The sequence below is a fragment of the Variovorax sp. SRS16 genome (assembly GCF_901827165.1).
GTDB lineage: Bacteria > Pseudomonadota > Gammaproteobacteria > Burkholderiales > Burkholderiaceae_C > Variovorax.
The window spans coordinates 3,897,968-3,911,718 of record NZ_LR594666.1; the positions used below are offsets into that span (position 1 = coordinate 3,897,968).

At 68.0% G+C, this 13,751-nt stretch carries 10 protein-coding genes; all 10 read right to left on the bottom strand.

What is annotated here, in order from left to right; genetic code table 11:
* Window positions 1-101: 101 nt before the first annotated feature.
* Window positions 102-1,274: a BMP family ABC transporter substrate-binding protein gene (locus E5P2_RS18910; protein ID WP_162568631.1), complete on the bottom strand. Its 1,173-nt coding sequence runs from the start codon at window positions 1,272-1,274 to the stop codon at window positions 102-104.
* A 48-nt stretch (window positions 1,275-1,322) separates the two neighbouring features.
* Window positions 1,323-2,243, bottom strand: coding sequence for an ABC transporter permease (locus E5P2_RS18915; RefSeq protein ID WP_162568632.1), 921 nt, complete (start codon window positions 2,241-2,243; stop codon window positions 1,323-1,325).
* Between the two features lie 2 nt (window positions 2,244-2,245).
* Window positions 2,246-3,412 carry an ABC transporter permease gene (locus tag E5P2_RS18920; RefSeq protein ID WP_162568633.1) on the bottom strand — a complete coding sequence of 389 codons (1,167 nt, stop codon included), beginning with the start codon at window positions 3,410-3,412 and terminating at the stop codon, window positions 2,246-2,248.
* Window positions 3,405-4,949, bottom strand: a complete 1,545-nt coding sequence (locus E5P2_RS18925; protein WP_162568634.1) for an ABC transporter ATP-binding protein — start codon at window positions 4,947-4,949, stop codon at window positions 3,405-3,407. Before E5P2_RS18925 ends, E5P2_RS18920 begins: the two co-directional genes overlap by 8 nt.
* An 81-nt stretch (window positions 4,950-5,030) precedes the next feature.
* Window positions 5,031-6,329 (bottom strand): NCS2 family permease, encoded by a 1,299-nt coding sequence (locus E5P2_RS18930; protein WP_162568635.1) that lies wholly within the window; start codon window positions 6,327-6,329, stop codon window positions 5,031-5,033.
* 45 nt (window positions 6,330-6,374) lie between these two features.
* A complete protein-coding gene (locus tag E5P2_RS18935; protein ID WP_162568636.1) occupies window positions 6,375-7,337 on the bottom strand; it encodes a LysR family transcriptional regulator in 963 nt (320 codons plus the stop codon).
* A 64-nt stretch (window positions 7,338-7,401) separates the two neighbouring features.
* Window positions 7,402-9,831 carry a xanthine dehydrogenase molybdopterin binding subunit gene (xdhB, locus tag E5P2_RS18940; RefSeq protein WP_162568637.1) on the bottom strand — a complete coding sequence of 810 codons (2,430 nt, stop codon included), beginning with the start codon at window positions 9,829-9,831 and terminating at the stop codon, window positions 7,402-7,404.
* A 1-nt stretch (window position 9,832) separates the two neighbouring features.
* Window positions 9,833-11,431: a xanthine dehydrogenase small subunit gene (xdhA, locus tag E5P2_RS18945; protein ID WP_162568638.1), complete on the bottom strand. Its 1,599-nt coding sequence runs from the start codon at window positions 11,429-11,431 to the stop codon at window positions 9,833-9,835.
* Between the two features lie 218 nt (window positions 11,432-11,649).
* Complete coding sequence (locus E5P2_RS18950) at window positions 11,650-13,101, bottom strand: NHL repeat-containing protein (RefSeq protein WP_197908523.1); 1,452 nt, start codon at window positions 13,099-13,101, stop codon at window positions 11,650-11,652.
* Window positions 13,102-13,162: 61 nt separating this feature from the next.
* The gene (locus tag E5P2_RS18955) at window positions 13,163-13,690 is read right to left on the bottom strand and encodes a hypothetical protein (protein WP_162568639.1); all 528 of its coding nucleotides are present in this window, start codon (window positions 13,688-13,690) and stop codon (window positions 13,163-13,165) included.
* Between the last annotated feature and the right edge of the window lie 61 nt (window positions 13,691-13,751).

A 13,751-nucleotide genomic window follows, 5' to 3' on the forward strand; every position in this document is an offset into this window, starting at 1 on the left:
CTTTCGGGAAACACCGCGGATCCGGCTCAGCCGGTCCGCAGGTGTTGCCCCCGGCAGGGGGTGGGCGAAGCGACACGAAGTGCGCGAAGCCTGGGGGCGAGCTATTTCTTGTCGCCAGGGACAGTGCCTTCCACGCCCTTGACATAGAAGTTGATGCTGGTCAGGAACTTGTCGTCCGCCACCGCGTCCTTGGCGACCACTTCCTTGCCGTCCTGGCCGACGATCGGGCCCTTCCAGATCGAGAAAGTGCCATCCTTCAGGCCCTTCTTGACTTCGTCGACCTTGGCCTTGGCCTCGGCCGGTACGTCGTCGGCGATCGACACCAGGTCGATCGCGCCTTCCTTCACGCCCCACCAGCTCTGGCCCGTGGCCCACTTGCCGTCGAGCACGTCCTGCGTGGCCTTGATGTAGTACGGCGTCCAGTTGATCACGGCCGAGGCCAGGTGGGCCTTCGGGCCGTAGGCGGTCATGTCCGAATCCCAGCCGAAGGCGCGCTTGCCCTTTTCCTGCGCCGTCTTCAGCACGGCCGGCGAATCGGTGTTCTGGAACAGCACGTCGGCACCGCCGTTGATCAGCGCCGTGGCGGCCTCGGTCTCCTTCGGCGGGCTGAACCATTCGTTGACCCACACCACCTTGGTCGTGATCTTCGGATTGACCGACTGCGCACCCAGCGTGAAGCTGTTGATGTTGCGCAGCACCTCGGGGATCGGCACCGACCCGACGACGCCGAGCGTGTTGGTCTTGGTCATCGAACCCGCAACGATGCCGGCCATGTAGGCGCCCTCGTAGGTGCGGCTGTCGTAGGTACGCATGTTCTCGGCCGTCTTGTAGCCGGTGGCGTGTTCGAACTTCACGTCCTTGCTGTCGGCGGCGACCTTGAGCATCGGCTCCATGTAGCCGAAGGTGGTGCCGAAGATCAGCTTGTTGCCCTGGCTCACGAAGTCGCGGAACACGCGCTCGGCGTCGGCGCCCTCGGGCACGCTCTCGACGAAGGTGGTCTTGATCTTGTCGCCGAATTCCTTCTCGAGCGCCTTGCGCGCCTTGTCGTGCGCGAAGGACCAGCCGCCGTCGCCGACCGGGCCGACGTAGGCGAACGCGATGTTCAGCGGCGCGGCAGCGGGCGCGGGCGCTGCGGCAACGGTCGGTGCCGGGGCGGCGGGCGCTGCGGCCGGTGCCGCCGCCTCGTCCTTCTTGCCGCAGCCCACGAGGGCAGCCGAGGCGACCGCCGTGAGGGCAGCCAGCTTGAGCAGGGAACGCTTGTTCAGATCAGTCATTGTCGAATCCTCGAAGGACAGGTTGCGGAGCACGAAAACGAAACGCGATTATGAGCCGGGGTAGAACGGTTTCCCTATCGACGCCGGCATGTTGATGCGGATGAACGCGGGGTTGCGGGAGATCAGCGCCAGCACCACGATCGGCGCGATGTAGGTCAGCATGCTCAGGAACTGGCTGGGCACGTTGATGCCGGTGCTCTGCAGGTAGAAGCCGAGCATCGAGACGCCGCCGAACAGGTAGGCGCCGAGCAGCACGCGGATCGGCCGCCAGGTCGCGAAGGTGGTGAGCGCCAGCGCGATCCAGCCGCGGCCGGCCACCATGCCTTCGACCCACAGCGGCGTGTAGACCGTCGACAGGTAGGCGCCCGCGAGCCCGCACAGCGCGCCGCCGGCGATCACCGCCATCAAGCGGATGCGCCGCACCGGGTAGCCCAGCGCATGCGCCGACTCGGGCGACTCGCCCACCGAGCGCAGCACCAGCCCGGCGCGCGTGCGGTACAGGAACCAGACCAGCCCGAAGGTCAGCGCCACCGCGAAATACACCATCGGGTGATGCCGGAACAGCGCCGGCCCGATGAGCGGGATGTCGCCCAGCACCGGCAGCGCATAGGACACGCTCTCGGGCAGCTTGGCCTGCACGAAGTTGATGCCCGCGAAGGCCGAGAAGCCGACGCCGAACAGGCTCAGCGCGAGCCCGGTCGCGTACTGGTTGGTGTTGAGCCAGATCACCAGCACGCCGAAGAAGGCCGCCAGCAGCGCGCCGGCCGCCATGCCGGCCAGGAAGCCGAGCCAGGTGCTGTGCGTGACGACCACGGTGGCGAAGCCGGCGATCGCGGCGCACAGCATGATGCCCTCGGCGCCGAGGTTGACGATGCCGGCCTTCTCGTTGATCAGGAGGCCCAGCGCCGCGATCGCCAGCACCGTGCCGGCGCTCAGCATCGAGCCGATGAGGAGTGCATAGGATTCCATGATCAGATCGCTCCTTCGGTCGTGACCTGGGTCACGGGCACGGGTGCTGTGAGCGGCGTGCTCGCTTGCAGCGACGAGGTGCCCGATGCGGGCGCAGCCGGCAGCGCCTTGGGCGCCGCCTTGCGCTTGAGCCGATACACGATCAGCGTGTCGCAGGCCAGCAGCGTGAACAGCAGCAGCCCCTGGAACACGCCCGTCAGCGACTTCGGCAGCCCGAGCCGCGACTGCGCGAGCTCGCCGCCGATGTAGAACATGCTCATCAGGATCGCCGAGAAGATCATGCCCACCGGATGCAGCCGCCCGACGAAGGCGACGATGATCGCGGCAAAGCCGTAGCCCGCCGGCAGGTAGGGCGTGAGCTGGCCGATCGGGCCCGCGACTTCGAGCGCGCCCGCGAGGCCGGCCGCGCCGCCCGAAGTCAGCAGCGCGATCCACACCGCGCGCCGCGCCGAGAAGCCCGCATAGCGCGCGGCCGCCGGCGCGAGGCCGCCGACCTGCTGCGCAAAGCCGGCGCGCGTGCGGAACAGGAACACCCACAGCGCACCCGCGCCGCACAGCGCGATGATCAGCCCGATGCTCACGCGCGAGCCCTTCATGAGGCGCGGGATCTGCGTCACCGCCTCGAAGGTCTTGCTCTGCGGGAAGTTGTAGCCGTGCGGATCCTTCCACGGCCCGGCGACCATGTAGCCCAGCAGCAGGATCGCCACGTACACCAGCATCAGGCTCACCAGGATCTCGTTGGCATTGAACTTGTCGCGCAGGAAGGCGGTGATGCCGGCCCACACCATGCCGCCGAGGATGCCCGCGAACAGAATCGGGACCACGATCCAGGGGCCGGTGTTCTTGTCGGCCAGCAAGGCCACGCCGCCGGCCACGATGGCGCCGAACACGTACTGCCCTTCGGCACCGATGTTCCACACGTTGGCGCGAAAGCACACGGCCAGCCCGAGCGCGATGATCAGGAGCGGCGTCGCCTTGACCATCAGCTCGCCCAGCGCATAGCCGCTCTTGATCGGTTCCCAGAAGAAGACCAGGAGGCCCTTGACCGGATCCTTGCCGAGCAGCGCGAACAGCACCATGCCGATCACCACCGTGACCAGCAGCGCCAGGATCGGCGAGGCGTAGCTCCAGAAGCGCGAGAGCTGCGGGCGGGGTTCGAGCTTAAGCATGGGCCACCTCCGTGTTCGTGTCGGCGCGGCGTGGCGACGCGGCGTCCCACAGGCCGCTCATCCATTCGCCGATCTGCGGCACCGTGGCCGCGGCGCGGTCGATGGACGGCGAGAGCCGGCCCTTGGCGATGACATAGAGGCGATCGCTGATCTCGAACAGCTCGTCGAGCTCCTCGCTCACCACCAGCACCGCGCAGCCGGCGTCGCGCAGCGCGAGGATCTCGCCGCGGATCAGCGCCGCGGCGCCCACGTCCACGCCCCAGGTCGGCTGCGAGACGATGAAGATCTTCGGACTGGCATCGATCTCGCGGCCGACGATGAACTTCTGCAGATTGCCGCCCGACAGCGAACGCGCCGCCGCACCCGGACCGCCGGCCTTGACGTTGAAGCGCTGGATGATGCCGGCCGCATGCTGCTGCAGCGCACCGGTGCGGATCCAGCCACCCTTGCCCACCGCGTTGCTGCGCGTGAGCAGCATGTTGTGCGCCAGGCTCAGCGTCGGCACCGCGCCGCGGCCCAGCCGCTCCTCCGGCACGAAATGCACGCCGAGCGCGCGGCGCCGTCGCGGCCGCAGGCGCGCGGCCGGCTGGCCGAACACTTCGATCATCGCCGGCTCGGCGCGCGTGTCCTCGCCGGACAGCGCATAGAGCAGTTCCTTCTGGCCATTGCCCGACACGCCCGCGATGCCCACCACCTCGCCGGCCTTGACCTCCAGCGAGATGCCGTCGAGGTCGACGCCGAACTGGTCCTCGCGCGCCAGCGCCAGCGCTTTGACGCGCAGCGCCACCGCGCCCGCGCGCACCGGCCGGTGCTGCAGCGGCGGTGGCTCGGCGCCGATCATCAGCCGCGACAGCGACTCGTTCGATTCGTTCTGCGGGTTGCACACGCCCGTCACCTTGCCGCCGCGCAGCACGGTGCAGGCGGTGCACAGCTCGCGGATCTCGTGCAGCTTGTGGCTGATGTAGAGGATGCTGCAGCCTTCGGAGGCGAGCTTCTTCAGCACCACGAAGAGCTTGACCACCGCTTGCGGCGTCAGCACCGAGGTCGGCTCGTCGAGGATCAGCAGCTTGGGATCGGTGAGCAGCGCGCGGATGATCTCGACGCGCTGCATCTCGCCGACCGACAGCGTATGGACCGGGCGCGAGGGGTCGATGTCCAGCCCGTACTCGCCGGCCTTGGCCGTGATGCGCCGCGCCACCTCGGCCAGCGCCAGGCTCTTGTCGAGCCCGAGCCAGACGTTCTCGGCCACGGTCAGCGTGTCGAACAGGCTGAAGTGCTGGAACACCATGCTGATGCCCAGCGCCCTCGCCTCCTGCGGGTTGCGGATATTGGCCGGCTGGCCGTTGAACATCACGCTGCCTTCGTCCGGCTTGACCGAGCCGTAGATGATCTTCATCAGCGTGGATTTGCCGGCGCCGTTCTCGCCGAGCACCGCATGGGTCTCGCCGGGACCGACGGTGAGCGATACGTCGCTGTTGGCGACCACCGCGGGATAGCGCTTGGTGATGTGCGCGAGCTGGAGTCTGTGGATTGTCATGCCTGTGCCTGGCCTGTGGGTTGTCGTGGAAGCCCTGAATCGCGCCCTGCGCGATCGCTGATTTTCGTCAATGTCCGACCACTATCCTCCGATATAGATGAACTTGAAGAGGAACACGCCGCCGATGAGCCAGACCATCCAGTGCGCCTCCTTGGCGCGGCCGGTGAACAGCTTCAGCACCGCGTAGGTGATGAAGCCGAACGCCAGGCCATTGGCGATCGAGTAGGTGAAGGGCATGGTCAATGCGGTCACGGCGGCCGGAATCACTTCGGTGGTTTCGTCCCAGTCGAGTTCGGTCAATTCCCTAAGCATCAAACAGGCCACGAAGAAGAGCGCGGGCGCCGTCGCATAGGCCGGCACCGAGCCGGCCAGCGGCGAGATCACCAGCGAGGCGAGGAACAGGATCGCCACCGTGAGCGCGGTGAGGCCCGTGCGCCCACCCGCCTGCACGCCGGCGGCGCTCTCGACATAGGCCGTGGTGCTGGAGGTGCCGAGCAGCGAACCGGCGAAGATCGCGCCGCTGTCGGCCAGCAGCGCCTTGTTGAGCCGCTCCATCTTGCCCGGCACCAGCAGCCCGGCACGGCGAGCCACGCCCATCAGCGTGCCGGTGGCGTCGAACAGCTCGACCAGGAAGAACACCAGGATCACATTCAGGATGCCGCCGGACAGCGCCGCCTTGATGTCGAGCTGAAGGAAGGTCGGCGCGATCGAGGGCGGTGCCGAGAACACGCCATTGAACTTGTTGCCGGCGAAGAAGAAGGACAGCACCGTGACGAGCACGATCCCGATCAGGATCGCGCCGCGCACCTTGAGCCGGTCGAGCACCACGATGACGAAGAAGCCGATCGTCGCCAGCACCACCTGCGGCGTGTGCAGGTCGCCCAGCGTCACGTAGGTCGCCTTCGACGGCGCCACGATGCCCGCGTTCTTGAGCGCGATGATGGCCAGGAAGAGCCCGATGCCGACCGTGATGGCGATGCGGATCGAATGCGGGATGCCGCGGATGATCAGCTCGCGCAGCCCGAACAGCGTGACCGCCAGGAAAAGACAGCCCGAGATGAACACCGCGCCGAGCGCGGCCTGCCAGGTGAAGCCCATTTGCAGCACCACCACGTAGGCGAAGTACGCGTTGAGCCCCATGCCCGGTGCGAGCGCGATCGGGTAGTTGGCATAGAGCGCCATGATCGCCGTGCCGAGCGCGGCGATCAGGCAGGTGGCGACGAACACCGAGTCCTTCGGCATGCCCGCATCGCCGAGGATCGACGGGTTGACGAAGATGATGTAGGCCATCGTCAGAAAGGTCGTGAGCCCTGCCAGCAGCTCCGTGCGCACCGTGGTGTCGTGCTCCTTGAGCTTGAACACCCGTTCCATCCAGTTCATTTTTCCTGTCTCCGTTTTTATGTGTGTATCTCGATCCGTGCGGCGCTAATTTGTGTGGGCCGCTGCGGGATTGCTGGGAGGCGGCCGCAGGGATGCGGCCACCGACTTGATGCGCTCGCGCAGCCAGCGCGCCGAACTCGACGAATGCGTGCGCTCGTGCCAGAGCTGGTAGTACATGAGCCGCGGCAGCACGACCGGGCATTCGAGGATCTTCACGGGCAGGCGCGGGATGAAGCGCTCGCAATACTGGCGCCCGGTCGTCAGCACCAGCAGGCTGGAGGCGACCATGTCGGGTATCAGCCCGAAGTGGGCGCAGCGCGCCGTGATGTTGCGCTGCATGTCCAGCTCGTCGAGCATCTGGTCGACGATCCCGCGCGCGCCCGGGTGCGTGGGCGTCGGTGCGATGTGCTCGGCGGCGAGCCAGGTGTCGGCGTCCCAGCCGCGGCGCACGGCCGGATGGTCCTTGTTGACCAGCGAGACGATCTCGTCGCCGAACAGGCGCGACATGTGCAGGTCCTCGGGCGGCTTGAGCCAGTTGCCGATCACCAGGTCGACGTGGCCGAGCGACAGGTGCGCGTGGTAGTCCGAGTCCGGCGACAGCGGATGGATCTCGATGCCGCACAGCGGCGCATTGCTCTTCACCTGCGCCACCAGCGTCGGCAGGAACAGCGGATCGAGGTAGTCGCTGGCGGCGATGCGGAAGGTCGTGACCGCGGTCTGCGGTTCGAAGCCGCGCGCATCGGAGAACAGCACCTCGGCCGAGCGCAGGATGGCCGCGCTGGGTTCGATCATGCGCAGCCCTGCATCGGTCGGCACCATGCCCGCGCCGGAGCGCACCAGGAGCGGGTCGCCCGACAGCTCGCGCAGCCGCTTGAGGGCGGCCGAGACGGCGGGCTGGTACATGCCCAGCCGGATGGCGGCGCGAGAGACGCTGCGGTCGGTCAACACGGTATGAAGAATCCTGATGAGATGAAGATCGATCTTGTCGAACAAAGCCTGATCACGCATGGCTGCCCACCGGTTGCTGAATGTGCGGGCAGTTATACAGCGCTGCATTCACATGGAACGGCTTTCAGTTCGACAAGGAGGCCTGGACCGCCGTGATCGCACGCAGGATCGACTCGCTGGTGGCCGGCGCCTTCAGCGGCGGATCCACCTTGTGATCGGCTGCGGCGGACACCGCATCACGGATAGCGAAGAAGACCGAGAACGGCAGCAGGAGCGGCGGCTCGCCGACGGCCTTGCTGCGGTGGATCGAGTCCTCGAAGTTCTGGCCTTCGAACAGCTGCACGTTGAAGACCGGCGGGCAGTCGTTGGCGGTCGGGATCTTGTAGGTGCTGGGTGCGTGCGTGGTCAGGAGGCCGGTCTTCGGATGCCAGACCAGCTCTTCGGTGGTGAGCCAGCCCATGCCCTGGATGAAAGCGCCCTCGACCTGGCCGATGTCGACCGCCGGGTTCAGCGACTTGCCGGCATCGTGCAGGATGTCGGCGCGCAGCAGCTTCCATTCGCCGGTGAGCGTGTCGACGACCACCTCGCTGACGGCGGCGCCGTAGGCGAAGTAGTAGAAGGGCCGGCCCTGCATCGTGTCCTTGTCCCAGCTCAGGCCGGGCGTGGCGTAGAAGCCGTCGGACCAGAGCTGCACGCGGTCGAGGTAGGCCTCGCCGACCAGCGTGGCGAAGGGCAGCGAGCGGCCGTTGACCTCGACCTTGTCGTTGACGAAGCGCACCGACGCGGCATCGCCGCCATGCCGGCTCGCGGCGCAGTCAGCCAGGCGCTCGCGCAGCTGGCGCGCGGCATCCTGCGCGGCCTTGCCGTTGAGGTCGGCGCCGGTCGATGCGGCCGTGGCCGAGGTGTTGGCGACCTTCTGCGTGTCGGTGGCCGTGACGCGCACGCACTCGAAGCTCACGCCGAGCTCGTGCGCCACCACCTGCGCCACCTTGGTGTTGAGGCCCTGCCCCATCTCGGTGCCGCCATGGTTCACCAGGATCGAGCCGTCGGTGTAGATATGCACCAGCGCGCCGGCCTGGTTGAAATGCTTGACGTTGAAGGAGATGCCGAATTTGAGCGGCGCCAATGCGATGCCGCGCTTGAGCACCGTGCTCTTGGCGTTGAAGCCGGCGATCTCTTCGCGCCGCGCGCGGTAGTCGCTGCTGGCTTCGAGCTGGGCCACCAGCTCGTGAATGATGTTGTCGGTCACGGTCTGGCCGTAGGGCGTGACGTTGCGTTCGGCCTTGCCGTAGAAGTTGACGCGCCGCACGTCGAGCGGATCGCGGCCCAGCACGCGCGCCACGCTGTCCATGATGTTCTCGATCGCGATCGCGCCCTGCGGGCCGCCGAAGCCGCGGAAGGCCGTGTTGCTCTGCGTGTTGGTGCGGCCCGAGTAGCCATGCATCGACACGTCGGGCAGCCAGTAGGCATTGTCGAAGTGGCACAGCGCGCGCGTCATCACCGGCCCCGAGAGATCCGCCGAATGCCCGGCGCGCGACACCATCGAGATCTCGGCGCCGAGAATGCGGCCCTCGTCGTCGTAGCCGACTTCGTACTCGTACCAGAAGCAGTGGCGGCGGCCGGTGATCATGAAGTCGTCGTCGCGGTCCAGCCTGAGCTTGACCGGGCGCTGCAGCTGCCGCGCCGCGACCGAGGCCACGCAGGCGAACAGCGCCGACTGCGATTCCTTGCCGCCGAAGCCGCCGCCCATGCGCCGGCATTCGACATGCACTTCATTGGCATGCAGGTGCAGCGCATGCGCGATCAGGTGCTGCATCTCGCTGGGGTGCTGGGTCGAGCAGTAGACATGCATCGCGCCGCCCTCCTTCGGGATGGCGTAGCTGATCTGGCCTTCGAGGTAGAACTGCTCCTGGCCGCCGACGTCGAAGCTCGCCTTCAGGCGGCGCGGCGCCTTCGCGATCGCGGCCTGGGCGCTGGCCGCGTGCGTGTTGCGCGCGAGGTGCATCGGCGGCAGCACGTACTGGCCCTTGGCATGCGCGTCCTGCGGCGTGAGCACGGGCGGCGCGGCTTCGATGTCGAGCGCGGTCCTGGCGCGGGCCGCGGCGCGGCGCGCGGCGTCCCGGGTCTCGGCGATCACCGCGAACACCGGCTGGCCGAGGTAGCGGATGTCGCCGCTGCACAGGATCGGGTCGTCATGGATGATCGAGCCGCAATCGTTGCTGCCCGGAATGTCGGCCGCCGTGAGCACCGCCACCACGCCGGGCATCGCGCGGATGTCGTCGAGCTTCATGTCCTTGAGCCGGCCGTTGGCCGCCGGCGACAGGCCGAGCGCGCAATGCAGCGTGCCCGCGAGCTCGGGGATGTCGTCGATGTAGGTGGCCTCGCCGGCCACGTGCAGGTGCGCCGATTCGTGCGGCCGGCTGATGCCGACGCGCGCGCCGTTGTCGTGCGCCTTGGCCTCGGCGCGCGCATCGATGCGCGCGGCCGTGTTCTGGAGATAGTCGGCGAAGGCTTCCGCGGACTGGAACATGCGGGGGTCCAAAGGTTTGTTCATCTCAGGCTCCTTGTGCTGCGCTGGTCTGGTGCGGCATGACACTCCAGACGCTGACGGCTTGCGCCGGCAGTGGGTCCGCCACGCGGGTCTCCAGCCACAGGCGCTGCAGCAGGTTCTGCGCCACCTGCAGGCGGTAGTCGGCACTGGCCCGCATGTCGCTGAGCGGCTTGAAGTCCTGCGCCATCGCGAGCTTGGCGGCGTTGACGCTGGCCTGCGTCCAGGGCTTGCCGACGAGTGCCGCCTCGGTCTGCGCGGCGCGCTTCACGGTGGCGGCCATGCCCCCGAAAGCGAGGCGCACTTCGTTCACGATCTCGCCGTCGAGCGCGATCGCGAAGCCGGCGCACAGGGCCGAGATGTCGCAGTCGAAGCGCTTGCTGATCTTGTAGACGCGCACCTCGCGTTCGAGCGCCGCGAGCGGCACCGCGAGACCCTGCACGAACTCGCCGGGCTCGAGCTGGTTCTTCATGTAGTCGAGGTAGAAATCGGGCAGCGGCATGCGGCGCACGCGCGCGCCGCGGCGCAGCTCGATCTGCGCATCGAGCGCCATCAGCATCGGCGGCGAATCACCGATCGGCGAGCCGTTGGCGACGTTGCCGCCCATGGTGCCGGCGTTGCGGATCGGCGGCGAGGCGAAGCGCAGCCAGACGTCGGTCAGGCTGGGCACGCGTTGCGCGAGCGCGCGGTAGGCATCCTCGAGCGTCGCGCCGGCGCCGATGTAGAGCTCGGCCGCGGCGCCGCTGCCGCGTTGCTCGATCGTCTTCATCTCCGCCACGTCGCCGACGTAGAGGATGTCGCCCAGGTCGCGGAATTGCTTGTTGACCCACAGGCCGACGTCGGTGGAGCCGGCCAGCAGCTGCGCGCGCGGATTCGCTTCGCGCAGCGCGGCCAGCTCGGCCAGCGTGGTGGGCGCATGGAAGCGGTCCACGCGCTGGCCCAGCGGCGCCGCGTAGTCGAAGGTCGCGTCATGGCGCAGGCTCGTCAGCGCCTCGACCACCGGCGCGGTATCGAACCGCACCGCCGGCAGGTCGAACATGCGCTGGCCGGCATCGAGGATCGGCCGGTAGCCGGTGCAGCGGCACAGGTTGCCCGAGAGGTCGTCGGCCAGCTGCTGGCGCGTCGGCTGGGTACCGCTGTCCTGGTGATGCTCGTAGGTCGACCACAGCGACATGATGAAGCCGGGCGTGCAGAAGCCGCACTGCGAGCCATGACAGTCGACCATCGCCTGCTGCACCGGATGCAGGCTCTGCACCGCGTGCTTGTCGTGCAGCGCGGGATCGCGCGTCTTGCCGCACTGCGCCTTCAGGTCCTCGACCGTGAACAGCGCCTTGCCGTGCAGCGTGGGCACGAACTGGATGCAGGCATTGACCGTCGAGAGCCGCAGGCCGCCGACCGCGCGCGTATCGCCGGGCTCGGCCAGCTCGCCGATCACCACCGTGCAGGCGCCGCAATCGCCCTCGTTGCATCCTTCCTTGGTGCCGGTGCAGCGCGCGTCCTCGCGCAGCCAGTCGAGCACCGAGCGGGTCGGATGCACGCCGCTCACGTCGACGATCCGGCCGCGGTGGAAGAAGCGGATGGGTTGGGTGCTGGGGGTCATGCTCATGCTCGTGGTGGCGCTCGTTGGAAGGATCAGAAATCCGGCCATTGGAAGTTAGTGCTTTGACGCCCCGAATGCATACCCGCTCGCCCATAGCGGCTATGTGGTGGCCGGTATGGGGCCCCGGGGAAAACCCTGAGGGTCAACCCTCATTGTGGCGCCGTGCGGCGCGTCGGCAAAGGGCGTTCGATGCCGAACGCCCGATCGAGCCGCGCGCGAAGGCACTAGGGGCGGACGGCGGTGATCTTGCGGATCGCGTTGTTGGCGAAGTCGGCCACGTAGAGGGTTCCGCTGGCATCGACGGCGACACCGGTCGGGGCGTCGAAGGACGCCGCACCGTCGATGCCGTCGGCAAAACCTCCGTTCGGATCGCCGGCCAGGGTGCTGACCACACCGGCGGGCGTGATCCTGCGAATCAGGCTGTTTCCGTAGTCCGCCACATAGACATTGCCGCCGAGGTCGACGGCCACGCCGTAGGGGTGGCGGAACGACGCGGTGCCGGCGGCGCCGTCGTCCGAACCCGGCGCTCCGGAGCCCGCCAAGGTGCTGACCATGCCATCCGGCGTGATCTTGCGGATCCGGTTGTTCGAATAGTCCGCCACGTAGACATTGCCTGCGGCGTCCACGGCCACTCCATAGGGGTCGCGGAACGACGCAGCGCGACCGGCGCCATCGTCCCCACCCAGTGCGCCCGAGCCCGCGAAGGTGCTGACCACCCCGTCCGGCGTGATCTTGCGGATCAAGTGATTGCCGGTGTCCGCCACGTAGACGTTGCGCTTGGCGTCCACGGCCACGCCGGCCGGGTAGTAGAACGATGCCGCGCTGCCGGCGCCATCGAAAGAGCCAGCGGCCCCGGAGCCTGCCAAGGTGCTGACCACGCCGGCCGGCGTGATCTTGCGAATGGCGTGGTTCAGGTAGTCCGCCACGTACACCATGCCAGCGTCATCCACCGCCACGCCTTCCGGCGCGTTGAACGATGCCGCGCGGCCGGTGCCGTCGGCGAATGCCGCGCTCGTCGAACCCGCCAGCGTGGTGACGGCGCCGCCCGGCGCGATCACGCGAATGTTGTTGTTGATCATGTCTCCCACATAGACCTTGCCGGCAGCATCCACCGCCACGCCGACCGGTTCGCTGAACGACGCGGCGTCGCCGACGCCGTCGCGAGCGCCCGGTCTCATCGCACCGGCCAGCGTCGTGACCTGCGCGGACACCCCCGCGCAGGTCACCGACACGCTCGTCACATCGGCTGCCGCCGAACCGCTGCCGTCGCGCACCGTGCAGGCGGACCACGCGGGTTGCGTGCCCACCGTCACCGCATAGGCCGCGCCGAAGGCGACGGACGTTGCGAAACTGAACGGGCCATCGGCCGTCAGCGCCAGCGCGTCGCCGCCGTTGTCGAGCAGGACCACTTGCGCCTCGGGCGGCAGTCCGGAAAGCGTGCCGCCGATGGTGTGGCGAGCCGCCGGAGGCTCTGTCTGCGATGGTTCTGGCGGCGTTGCAGTCAGCTGGGTCGCGGGCGGCGGCACAGGCTCGACCCGGTTTTCGGCAGGCGGCGAACTTCCGCTCGACGACGCGACGGCGAAGAACGGCGTCCCGCTACCACTGCCGCCGCCGCCGCAAGCGGTCAACAGCAGGCACACCGAAGCCACAAGCCAGCGGATCGTGTACTTGTTCATCGCGTTCTCCTCGTCTGCAGCGCAACGAAGGTCGTGCGGCGCTGTACGCACGCATGCAAGCTCAGCCGCAGCGCGCGGCGGGGCGTGTGTCGAACAGGCTCATGAGCCGGCCCATGAGACCCGCCCCCAGCGACGAACGCGCCGACGCGCCGACGCCCGGGCGATGGTGGCGGGTCACCTGGTCGCAAGCCCTGTCGCCGGTCGCGGGCCGCGCCCTCGGGCCGGCCAGGATCACCGATGCGAGGTAGGCGGACTGTCCGGCAGCCTTGGATGCGGCACTGAGTTCGCTCCAGCATTCCGTGCCTTGCGCTTCGCACGGCGCGTCCAGCTGCTTGAGCAGCGAGCGCGTCACGTCGACCAGCGCGCTGGCGGAGGTCAGACAGAAGTAGGCCGATTGCGCCGGCCGGTTGTGCTGCGCCACCTCCGCGGTACGGATGGTGTCCATCCACCCGTCCGTCGGCGCCGAGAGATCGCCGGCGGACGGGAAGCAGCGAACCCATTCCGCCGAGCCCGACACTTCGCACAGCATCTGTTCGAGGGTGTCCAGCACACGCTGGATCAGTTCTTTTTCGGCGGTTTTGATGGCCACTGCAAACTCCCTGAGCGTCTATGCGAAGAAGGTCTTCGCGGTGATGTCTTGATGTTTGTCA